7 protein-coding genes are annotated in these 11,597 nt (G+C 68.4%); 1 reads left to right on the top strand and 6 read right to left on the bottom strand.

The features are described from left to right. Positions 1-560 precede the first annotated feature (560 nt). The 6 genes from C1933_RS18865 to C1933_RS18840 all read right to left on the bottom strand — a co-directional run bounded on the left by C1933_RS18865 (position 561) and on the right by C1933_RS18840 (position 7,837). Complete coding sequence (locus tag C1933_RS18865; RefSeq protein ID WP_108754488.1) at positions 561-2,336, bottom strand: MFS transporter; 1,776 nt, start codon at positions 2,334-2,336, stop codon at positions 561-563. A gap of 129 nt (positions 2,337-2,465) precedes the next feature. After that, positions 2,466-3,593, bottom strand: coding sequence for an N-acetylglucosamine-6-phosphate deacetylase (gene nagA / locus C1933_RS18860; RefSeq protein WP_108754487.1), 1,128 nt, complete (start codon positions 3,591-3,593; stop codon positions 2,466-2,468). After that, entirely contained in the window at positions 3,590-4,366 is a 777-nt protein-coding gene (locus C1933_RS18855; protein ID WP_108751658.1) for a DeoR family transcriptional regulator, read from the bottom strand. The genes nagA and C1933_RS18855 overlap by 4 nt, the downstream gene beginning before the upstream one ends. A gap of 33 nt (positions 4,367-4,399) precedes the next feature. Next, entirely contained in the window at positions 4,400-5,734 is a 1,335-nt protein-coding gene (locus C1933_RS18850; RefSeq protein WP_108754486.1) for a D-tagatose-bisphosphate aldolase, class II, non-catalytic subunit, read from the bottom strand. Between the two features lie 17 nt (positions 5,735-5,751). After that, complete coding sequence (locus C1933_RS18845) at positions 5,752-6,690, bottom strand: ROK family protein (RefSeq protein ID WP_108754485.1); 939 nt, start codon at positions 6,688-6,690, stop codon at positions 5,752-5,754. Next, a complete protein-coding gene (locus C1933_RS18840; protein WP_108754484.1) occupies positions 6,683-7,837 on the bottom strand; it encodes an SIS domain-containing protein in 1,155 nt (384 codons plus the stop codon). Before C1933_RS18840 ends, C1933_RS18845 begins: the two co-directional genes overlap by 8 nt. A 322-nt stretch (positions 7,838-8,159) precedes the next feature. Here C1933_RS18840 and C1933_RS18835 point away from each other — a divergent pair, with 322 nt between their 5' ends. Continuing rightward, positions 8,160-11,519 (top strand): TIM-barrel domain-containing protein, encoded by a 3,360-nt coding sequence (locus tag C1933_RS18835; RefSeq protein ID WP_108754483.1) that lies wholly within the window; start codon positions 8,160-8,162, stop codon positions 11,517-11,519. The last annotated feature ends 78 nt before the right edge of the window (positions 11,520-11,597 follow it).

Genomic DNA, 11,597 nt, shown 5'->3' with positions numbered 1-11,597 from the left:
TTGCTCGACTGCAGTTCGCGGCAAGCCCGCGCGGCGCGCGATGGTCGACCAAGGTCGGCCGCTACCAGGCAAAGCGGATCCCGGTAGAGTCGAGCTTGCTCGACTGCAGTTCGCGGCAAGCCCGCGCGGCGCGCGATGGTCGACCAAGGTCGACCGCTACCAAGCAAAGCGGTGCCCGGTAGAGTCGAGCTTGCTCGACTGCAGTTCGCGGCAAGCCCGCGCGGCGCGCGATGGTCGACCAAGGTCGACCGCTACCAAGCAAAGCGGTGCCCGGTAGAGTCGAGCTTGCTCGACTGCAGTTCGCGGCAAGCCCGCGCTGCGCGCGACGGTCGACCAAGGTCGACCGCTACCAAGCGAAGCGGGGCCCGGTAGAGTCGAGCTTGCTCGACTGCAGTTCGCGGCAAGCCCGCGCGGCGCGCGATGGTCGACCAAGGTCGACCGCTACCAAGCAAAGCGGTGCCCGGTAGAGTCGAGCTTGCTCGACTGCAGTTCGCGGCAAGCCCGCGCGGCGCGCGATGGTCGACCAAGGTCGACCGCTACCAGGCAAAGCGTCCAACCGTTTACCGGAAGTGCGCTTCGATCTCTTCCAGCGATTTGCCCTTGGTTTCCGGCAGCCACAGCGCGGCCACCAGGAAGAACACGAGCGTGCAGCCGGCCCAGAACAGGAACATGCTGGCGTAGCCATAGTGGCCCACGGTAGGCAGGAACAGCGCCGCAATCGTGGTCGACACGAACTGGTTGATCAGCAGGGCGATGCTCATGCCGTTGGAGCGGATGCGGTTGGGCATCAGCTCGGACAGCGCCAGCCACACGCACACACCGGGGCCAACGGCGAAGAAGGCGACGAACACCAGGATGCAGGCGGCCACGGCCCAGCCATGGGTCGGCGGCGGCACCGGGCCGATGCGTGCCTGTTCGATGCGCAGCGGTGCCTGCGCCGCGCTGGCCGGGTCGGCGAAGGGATTCAGGTGCAGGCGGCGGAAGAACGTACCGATCACGCTGTCCGGCTGCACGGTGCCGGCACGCTCGATGCGCAGCACGCGGTCGCCCGGGTTGTCGCTGCGCAACGCGCGCACGTTGGTGAAATCGCCATAGGCGTAGGACACGGTCAGTTGCAGCGGCCGCCCTTCGCGGTCGATGCCCGCGCCCAATTGCTGCCACTGTGCGTCATCCAGTACCAGGCGCAGGCCATCGCCCTGTACCGCTGCGTGCAACTGCGGCTGCACATCGGCACGGCCGCGCTCGGCCTGGAAGAACAGCGTGGCGGCCGCCAGCAGGGCCACGCAGATGCCACCACTGCCCAGCATCAGCAGGAACTTGCGGCCCTTGCGATCGACCAGCAGCAGCGCAGCCACGGTCATCAGCGCATTGAGCAGCTTGATGGCCACGTCGGCACCGTTGGCCACCGAACCGGACAGGCCGGCCTGGTTGAGGATGTTCACCGCATAGGCGAGCACCGAGTTGATGCCGGTGGCTTGGGTGCAGGCCAGCACCACGCAGGCCAGCAGGAAGGGCTTCACGTAGCGGCGGCTGAGCAACGGCTCGCGCTTGCCGTCGGCACTGCGGGTATCCGGTGCCTGGATCTGCGCCAGCGTGGCCTCCACCTGGTCGGGCGCCAGTACACGCTGCAGGCTGCGCCGCGCGTCGTCCACGCGCCCACGCCTTACCAGCCAGCGCGGCGATTCAGACAGCCAGAACAGACCCACGCAGAACACGATGCCCGGGGTCAGGCAGCTCCAGAAAATGGTGCGCCAGGCATGGTCCTTGGCCGCGAACAGTGCCTGCGCCTGCTGTGCGTCGGGCAGGCGCCGCGCCGCTTCGGTGGCCGCATCCACCGCATGGGCCTGGTACAGACCGATCAACGCGGCCAGCACCAGGCCAATGGTCAGCAGCAACTGGAACATGGCCGCGCCACGGCCGCGCCGTTCCGGGCTGAGTACTTCGGCCAGGTACAGCGGCACCACCACGCCGATCAGGCCGCCGCTGATGCCCTGCAACAGGCGCCCCAGCAGCAGCGGCGTGTAGCCCGAAGCGAGTGCCATGATCGGAATCGAGGCGGTGAACAACACACCGGCCAGCAGCATGGCGCCACGGCGGCCGATCAGGTCGGCCACCAGCCCGGCGAACAGCGAAGACAGCACGCTGCCCAGCAGCACCGCCGCCACCACGAAGCCGAGCTGCTGGCTGCTCAGGTGCCAGGCCTGGCTGGCGGTGGCTTCCAGGTAGGGCAGGGCGCCGGCAATGATGCCGATGTCGATGCCGTACAGCAGGCCCCCCAGGCCGCCAATGAACAGCAGATAGCGAACGGGCCAGCGCGGAGCGGTACGTGCAGTCATCGACAGGTTTCCTGTGCGGCGTTTCGGTGCGGATTGCTTCTGTAGAGTCGAGCCATGCTCGACTGCGCTTCGTTCCTGTATCGCGCACGATCAGTCGAGCATGGCTCGACTCTACAAAGGCGTGGTGCGTCAGGCTGGTGCAGCGTTGAGCTCAACCACGTGCCCACCCACCACCACCTGCTGCAGGCGCAGGCTGGCGTCGAGCACCACCAGGTCGGCCAGCGTGTCGGGCGCAATGCGGCCGCGATCGTGCAGGCCCAGGTAATCGGCCGGGAAGGTGGATACGCGCTGTGCGGCGTCGGCCAGGTCCAGGCCCACCTGCACCAGGTTGCGCAGGGCCTGGTCCATGGTCAGCGCGCTGCCGGCCAGCGAACCGCTGGCCAGGCGCACGCAGCCGCCGCACTTGTGTACGCGCTGTTCGCCCAGCGCGTACTCGCCATCGGGCATGCCGGTGGCAGCGGTCGCATCGGTCACCGCGTACAGGCGCGGAATCGCGCGCGCGGCCAGGCGGATCACGCCGGGGTGGATGTGCTGCAGATCAGGAATGATTTCCGCGTATTGCGCATGCGCCAGCGCGGCGGCGGCTATGCCGGGGCGGTAGTGGTCCACGCCGGTCATGCCGTTGAACAGATGGGTGAACCCCGAGGCGCCGGCCTGCAGTGCGGCCACGCCTTCTTCGTAGGTGCCGGCACTGTGGCCCAGCTGCACGCGGATGCCCATGGCGGCCAGCGCGGGAATCAGCGCGGTGTGCTCGCCGATTTCCGGTGCCAGCGTCATCACCCGGATCGGCGCGAGCGCATGCAGCTGCTGCACCAGCGCCAGGGTGGCCTCGATGGTGCGGTTGGGCTGCGCGCCCAAGCGCTGCGGGCTGATGAAGGGCCCTTCAAGATGCACGCCGGCAATGCGGGCGGCATCGGCCTGCGGCGCGGCCTGGGCCGCGGCGACGCCACGCAGGGCGTGTTCGATCTCGTCCAGCCCGGCGGTCATGGTGGTGGCCAGCAGGGTGGTGGTGCCGAACCGGGTATGGGTGCGGGCGATGGTGCGCGCCACGTCGTCGCCCTGCATCAGATCCACGCCCGCCGCACCGTGCACGTGCAGGTCGATGAAGCCGGGCAGGATCACCGGCAGCTGCAGATCATCCGCACCGCTGTGGTCATCCACCTGCAGCTGGCGCACGTGTGAATCGAAGTGGACATGGCCGCGCCGCCAGCCTAGCGGGGTCAGGATGCGGCCGTACAGGGAGCGTGTCGGGTTCATGGCGGTGTCTCGGCGATGATCACTTCGATGCCTAGCCGCTGCAGCCCCTCGCGGGTGGCCTCGTCGATGCCGGGGTCGGTGATGACGGCGTGGATCTGGTCCAGGCGGGCGATGCGGTGCAGGCTGACGCGACCGAACTTGGACGCATCGGTGAGCACCACGATGCGCCGCGCGCGTTCCACCATGCGGTGGTTGAGGCGCGCTTCGGCTTCGTCGTGGGTGGTCAGGCCGAACTGCAGGTCCAGGCCATCCACGCCCAGGAACAGGGTGTCGAAGCTGTAGGAGTTGAGGCTGGCCTCGGCCTGGCTACCTTGCAGCGACAGCGACTGCTGGCGCAGCAGGCCGCCGGTCAGCAGCACGTTGATGCCCGGCGCGTTGGCCAGTTCCCAGGCGATGTTCAGGCCGTTGGTCATCACCGTTACATCGCGGTGGCCGCGCAGGTGACGGGCCAGGGTCATGGTGGTGGAGCCGGAGTCGATGATGATGTTGTCACCGCCCTGCACCAGCCGCGCGGCGCGCGCGCCGATCGATTCCTTCAGCGGCAGGTTCAGCGCATCCTTTTCATGGATGTCCTGTTCCTGCGGCGGTGTGCGCACCAGGGTGGCACCGCCGTGGGTGCGGTTGGCCAGGCCCTGCGCCTCGAAGTGGGTCAGGTCGGCGCGGATGGTCACCGCCGAAACGCCATAGCGCTCCACCAGATCAGCCACCTGCACGGTGCCGTGTTCGATCAGGCGCTGCAGGATCTGTTGGCGACGGGAGCGGGTGTTGCGCATGGCCATCTCTCGGTTTCGTGTGAAAGGTAGAGATTAGCCGTTCGCAAGAACGCTGGCAGCAGAACTTGCGTTCTGCTTGCGGGAGCCGGCTTGGTTGCCGCTGCACGCACGCGCGTATTCGCCCAGGCACTGGCCGACCCGGTGCTGCACCAGCGCGGCCGGCGTGTTGGCCAGCGTGCCGTCGCGCACCGCGCGGTACTGCTCGGGCAGGTACTGGCTGAGCAGCACCAGCGGCGGCGCGTGCTGTTCCAGGTTGGCAAACAGGGTCTGCACGGCCTGCACCAGCGCCGGTTCGCCCCAGTAGTAGCGGCAGCGGTCGCTGAAGGAGAACGCGCGCAGCAGGCGCAGCGTGGCCTCGTCACCCTGGTAGTACGACTGCCAGTACTTCGGCTGCGCCACCATCACCGCGTCCAGCACCTGCGGCAGGCGCGAGCACTGTGCCGCCGGCAGCAGCTCGGCCTCGATCGCGGCCAGTGCGAACAGCGCTTCGCGATAGGCGAAGGTCGCCGCCGGGCCCACCTTGAGGATGGCGAAGTGATCGCGCACCAGCGCGTGCAGGCCGCTTTCGCGCTGGTAATCGGTGGAATGTGCTTCGAAGACGATGCGCGGCTGCTGTTCCAGGAAGTCGGCCAGTGCGCTGGCCGCGGCCGGGTCGTATTCGTGCACGCTGCTGTGGTCGAAGTCCACGCCCGGCTGCACCACCATGGCGATCACCCGCTGCCAGGCATCGCGCAGCTGCGGCGTATCGAAGGCGTGCTGGTGGATGGCCAGCGTCTGTGCGGCGGCGGCCGGCGTGGTCACCTGCAGGCCTTCGGCCAGCGAGGCTTCGCCACCGGGAATCGGCACTTCGGTACCGATCACGTAGACCGGTGGCGGCAGGCCGTGCTCGGCGGCGGTGCGTTCGGCGATCTCGGCCAGCTCGGCCGAACGCGCGGCCACGATGGCATCGGGCAGCGGCACCGGGTCGTCGGCGCAGGACATGCTGCAGTCCAGGTGGATCTTGTGGAAACCGGCGGCCACGTAGGCTTCGATCAGCACGCGTGCATGGGTCATCGCTTCGGCGGCCGGGCGCTTCTGCCAGGCATTGGGCCCCAGGTGATCACCGCCCAGTATCAAGCGCTCGCGCGGGAAGCCTTCTTCATCGGCCAGCGCGCCCACGTAGTCGCGGTACTGCGGCGGCGTCATGCCGGTGTAGCCGCCGAACTGGTCCACCTGGTTGGAGGTGGCTTCGATCAGCAGCACCGTGCCAGGCGCCAGCGCCACGTGCATGGCCGCGCGCAGCACCTGTTCGTTGCTGCAGCAGACGCTGTACAGGCCAACGTTGGCACCGGCACGGTGGGAAGCAAGCAGGGTCTGCAGCGGGGACATGGTCAGGCTCCGGTCGATCAGGAAAGCGAGGGATGGCAGGCCAGCAGGGCGGCGCCGCGTGCGCCACCGGCATCGCCGAAGCGTGGCGGCACGATGGGCGGCACCTGCACGCCGTTGAACAGATGCGCGGCGACGGCGGCGGGCAGCTGCTGGTACAGCGGCGCGTACTGCGACAGGCCACCGCCGAGCACGATCACGTGCGGGTCCAGCGCCAGCACCAGGGCGGCCAGGCTGTGGCCCAGCAGGTCGCGGTGGATATCCAGCGCCTGCCGTGCACGCGCATCGCCTGCTTCGGCGTTGGCGATCACGGCGCTGGCATCGGCAGCGCTACCGCCCAGGTGGCGCTCGATCATCGCCAGGCCGCTGCCGGACACGTAGCGCTCCACGCAGCCCTGCAGGCCACAGGCGCAGGCGATCAGCGGCAGGCCGTGGCGCTGCAGCAGGTGGCCGGGCACGCTCCAGTGGCCCCATTCGCCCGCCAGGCCGTTGAAGCCGGACAGCAGGCGACCGTGCAGGCAGAAACCACCGCCGGCACCGGTGCCGAGGATTGCGCCGAACATGCTGGGGTAGCCTTCGGCAGCGCCGCCGTGTGCTTCCGAAAGTGCGAAACACTGCAGGTCGTTGCCGAAATGCAGCGGGCGCTGCAGGCGCGCCTGCAGATCGGCAGCCACGGTCTGCCCGGTCAGTGCCGGCACGTTCGCACTCAGTTGCCGGCCACTGCGCCGGTCACGCACGCCGGGCAGGGCAATGCCGATGGCTGCGGCGGGGCTGCCGAGCGCGGCATCGGCCTCGGCCACCAGGGCCGCCACCGCCTGCAGGAAACCGGCATAGTCGCCCTGCGGCGTGGCCACGCGGCGGCGCCAGCTGACCTGCAAGGCCGTATCGCAGGCCACCAGTTCAATCTTGGTGCCGCCGATATCGATGCCGTAGCAGGCGTGGGCGATCAGCTCAGCCATGGTGGATGGTGACGCCCTGCACGACGCGGTTGACGGTGCCGTCGGGGAACGGGTTGTCCGGGGTCAGGCCCAGCGCGGCCGAGCGCTGCAGTGCGTACAGCTGGGCAAAACCCAGCCACACCGGCGCCAGCCACGGATCATCCAGGGCTGGCACGCTGAGGGTGTAGTCATCATCGGCACCGATATCGGCGTGCGGGCCGATGGCCAGCACCTGGCCGGCCACGCCGTCGCGGCGCAGCTCTTCCAGCAGATCCTGTTCGTAGCGGCGGGCCAGCGCCTGGCCGCTGCGCAGCACCACCACCAGGGTCTGTGCGTCGAGCGTCGACTTCGGGCCATGGCGGAAACCCAGCGGCGTGTTGGCCAGCGCCAGCACGCGGCCGGCGGTCAGCTCCAGCACCTTCAGCGCGCTTTCGCGGGCCAGTGCTTCCAACGGGCCACTGGCCAGGTAAATCACCCGGTTGAAGGGGCGCTGCGCCAGTGCCGCCACCGGTGCATCCCAGGCGGCCAGGCCTTCGCGGCCCAGCGCGGCAATCTGCTTCAGGCGCGCGACGCGGGCATCCCACGGCGCGCGGTCAAACACGGTCAGCGCGGCCAGCAGCATGCAGGTCAGGCTGCTGGTCATCGCAAACGCGCGGTCGCAGCTGGCCGAGGGCATCAGCAGGGTGCAGGTATCGGCACGACCGGCGCCACGCCGGGCCAGTTCGCCATCGGCATTGCAGGTGATGTCCAGGAAGCGCGCCTGCGCCACGTCGCTGCGCACGCGGTCCACCGCGGCCACGCTTTCCGGGCTGGAACCGCTGCGCCCGAACGACACCAGCAGGGTGGGGCGGTCGCGCTGCAGGTACAGCGCCGGGTGGGTCAGCAGGCTGGTGGTGTGTACCACGCGCACCTCGGCCGGCCACTGCGCATTGATCGCATCGGCCACCATTTCGGCAATGAAGCCGGAGCTGCCGGCGCCGGTGAACAGCACGCGCTGGTTCGGATCGTTGAGGCTGTCGCCAAGGAAGGCCTGCAGGCGGTCGCGGGCACGCGACAGGTCCTGCGCCAGGGTTTCCCACAGCGCCGGCTGCTGGGCGATCTCGGCAGCGGTGTCGGCTCCGCCAAGGCGCTGCCAGGCGGACACATCGGAAAGCAGGGTGACGTCCATTCAGAGGTTCCAGTTGGGCCAGCGCACCATCTGCGTTTTCTTTCGAAATGTCAAATATCGAAAGCAAAAGAAAAGAAAATGGCGAGACGGGTTTGCCCTGCCAGTACGTGGCATGCAGGCGAAAGAAACGGCGGAATGCCGTATCGCACAACGCTTAATAGGCGCCTGCAAGCGCTTACACAAAGTATTGCGTCGCATCATCTTTCGTTTCGTGGAAATAAATCTTCCTTTTTGCTTTCAATTTATTGACATCTTTCGAATCGCTGCCCTAGAGTCGGCCCAACCGCTTTCGAAACGCCCGGTGAACGGGTTGGGAGTCTGTGTGGAGAACTGCGTTCGTCGCTCGCCGCTGCTGCTGGCGCTGCTGCCGGCCTTGATGCTGGCAGCGACATCGGCCCGCGCCGAACCCGTGGGCAACCTGCGTTCGATCACCGCCAGCGACGGCCGCGAGGGCCTGCGCGCGTGGGACCTGCAGACCGACAACGGCACCCGCCTGCGCATTGAACTGCCGGCCGCCGACATCATCCGCGTGCAGGCCGGCCGCAAGGGCACGCTCACCGGCGCCGGCGACAAGGCCGCGCCGATCGTGCTGCCGCAGCCCAAGGCGAACGTGCAGGCGCAGCTGGAAGAAGACGCGCAGGAAATCCGTGTGCGCACCGATGCACTGGTACTGCATGTGCAGCGCCAACCGCTGCGCCTGCGCCTGGAACGGCTGGACAACGGCCAGCCCACCGCGCTCTGGCAGGAACTGCAGCCGCTGGACCTGGATGCCACGCAGAGCGTGCAGGTGCTGTCATCGCAGGCCGATGAAGGCTATTACGGGGGCGGCCAGCAGAACGGCCGCTACCAGTTCAAGGGCCGCGAGCTGGAAGTGTCCTATTCCGGTGGCTGGGAAGAGGGCGACCGCCCCAGCCCGGCGCCGATGCTGTTGAGCAGCCGCGGCTGGGGCATGCTGCGCAACACCTGGAGCGATGGCAGCTACGACCTGCGCCAGGCCGACCAGGCCACGCTGTTGCATCGCGAAGACCGTTTCGATGCCTACTACTTCGTCGGCGCCGATCTGCCCCGGCTGATCGAGCGCTACACCCAGCTGACCGGCCGCCCGAACCTGGTGGCGCGCTGGGCGCTGTCCTACGGCGATGCCGATTGCTACAACGATGGCGACAACAGCAAGAAGCCCGGCACCGTGCCCGAAGGCTGGAGCGACGGCCCCACCGGCACCACGCCGGATGTGATCGACAGCGTAGCGAAGCAGTACCGCGACCATGACATGCCCGGCGGCTGGATCCTGCCCAACGATGGCTACGGCTGCGGCTACAAGCAGTTGCCGGAAACGGTGAAGGGGCTTGCCGGCTACGGTTTCCGCACCGGTCTGTGGACCGAGAACGGCGTGGACAAGATCGCCTGGGAAGTGGGCAAGGCCGGCAGCCGCGTGCAGAAGCTGGACGTGGCCTGGACCGGCAAGGGCTACCAGTTCGCGATGGACGCCAACCGCCAGGCCTTCAACGGCATCCTCGACAATTCCGATTCGCGCCCGTTCCTGTGGACGGTGATGGGTTGGGCTGGCATCCAGCGCTATGCGGTGGCCTGGACCGGCGACCAGAGCAGCAGTTGGGACTACATCCGCTGGCACGTGCCGACCCTGGTGGGGTCGGGGCTGTCCGGCATGGCCTACGCCAGCGGCGACGTCGATGCGATCTTCGGTGGCAGCGCCGAAACCTTCACCCGCGACCTGCAGTGGAAAGCGTTCACCCCGGTGCTGATGGGCATGAGCGGCTGGTCGTCCAACGCCCGCAAGCACCCGTGGTGGTATGACGAACCGTACCGCAGCATCAACCGCGACTACCTGAAGCTGAAAATGCGCCTGACCCCGTACATGTACGGGCTGGTGCACGAGGCTGCGCAGACCGGCGCACCGCCGGTACGCGGCCTGATGTGGGACAACCCGCGCGATCCGCACGCGCAGGATGAAACCTACAAGTACCAGTTCCTGCTCGGCCGCGATCTGCTGGTGGCGCCGGTGTACCGCAGCCAGGCCGCCAGCCGTGGCTGGCGTCGTGACATCCACCTGCCGGCCGGCGGCTGGATCGACTACTGGGATGGCCGCCGCGTGCAGGCCGGTGCCGAGGGCCGCCAGCTTGACCGCCAGGTGGACCTGGCCACGCTGCCGGTGTTCGTGCGTGCCGGCGCGATCCTGCCGATGTACCCGTCCATGCTGTTCGACGGCGAGAAGCCGCTCGATGAAGTGACCTTCGACCTGTATCCGCAGGGCGATGCGCAGTACACGCTGTACGAAGACGATGGCACCACCCGCCGCTACCAGCAGGGTGAATCGAGCACGCAGCTGGTGCGCGTGCAGGCGCCGGCGCAGGGCAGTGGCCCGGTGCAGGTGCAGATCGATGCAGTGCAGGGCCAGTACAACGGCCAGCTGGCACAGCGCCGCTACGGCCTGCGCGTGCTCAGCCGACAGGCGCCGCGCGCGGTGCAGGCTGCGGGCCGCACGCTGCCCGCGCTGGCCGATGCGGCTGCGTTCAAGGGTGCAGCCGAAGGCTGGTACTTCGATGCCAACGAGCGCCGTGGCACCGTGCACGTGCGCACCGCCGCGCAGGACATCCGCCAGCCGCTGCAGCTGCAGCTGGACTTCGCCGTAGCGGCGGCGCCCGCCGACGATGCCTTCCCGGCGGCACCGGTGCTGGGCCGCGAACTGCCGGCCGACAGCCTGCTGGTGGTCAACCGTCCGGCCGAAGAACCCGGCCATGCACTGGAAAATGCCTTCGATGATGATCCGGGTACCTGGTTCCGCAGCGTGCGCAACCAGGCCGTGCGCACCGGTGCCCACGAGTGGGTGATCGGCTTCGGCGAGCGGAAGATGATCGATGGCATCGATATCGCGCCTCGCAACGACAAGAACTGGAAGCACGGCCAGGTGCGCGACTACGAGGTCTACCTGGGCGACAGCAACGGCGAGTGGGGTGAGCCGATTGCCCGTGGCCGCCTGCAGCTGAAGGAAGGCGTGCAGCGCATCGACTTCCCCGCCCACGCCGGCCGCCTGCTGCGCTTCCGCGTGCTGAGCGTGCAGAACCCGGAAGGCGACGGCGCCAGCAGCACCGATCCGATGGTCACCGCTGCACAGGGCAGCGCCCGCGCCTTCGATGCATTGCAGCCGCGCGATGTGGGCCCAATCGCCCTGTCCACCTTCCATATCCTTGAACACCCGACACCAGAACGGCCGGCCCAGCAGCGCTTTCTCTCGGAACTGCCGGTGCCGGCCGCGCTGGCCCAGCAGGTGCGCGCCGACCACGCCTTCCGTGGCGACGCGGGCATGCGCATGAACGGCCTGCAGTTCCGCCGTGGCCTGGGCGTGGCTGCCAACAGCCGTATCGACCTGCGCCTGCAGGGTGGCTGGCAGCTGCTGCGCGCCGACCTGGGCATCGACGATGCCTGCCGCAGCGCCGGTGGCCTGCAGTTCCAGGTCTGGGGTGACAACCACCTGCTGTATGACAGCGGCCTGGTGAAGGCGCCCGGCGTGGTCAAGCCGGAACTGGATATCCGTGGTCTTTCCACCCTGAGCCTGCGCACGCTGGGTGCGCAGGGCAGCCAACCCACCCAGGTCTGTGCGAACTGGGCCAACGCCGTGCTGATCGGCCAGGAGGGCGACTCGGCCAGCATCGTCGCCCCATGACCCCCACGTAACACCGCTCCTCCCCCGCCCATTCCGACTACGGCTTCCGAGCCGTGGCCCGGGAGCGTTTTGCCCGCC

The sequence above is a fragment of the Stenotrophomonas sp. ZAC14D2_NAIMI4_6 genome (genome assembly GCF_003086875.1).
In the GTDB taxonomy this organism is placed as follows: Bacteria; Pseudomonadota; Gammaproteobacteria; order Xanthomonadales; family Xanthomonadaceae; genus Stenotrophomonas.
The sequence above is the reverse complement of the archived record's forward strand: the minus strand, read 5'-3'. Positions and strand labels throughout refer to the sequence as shown.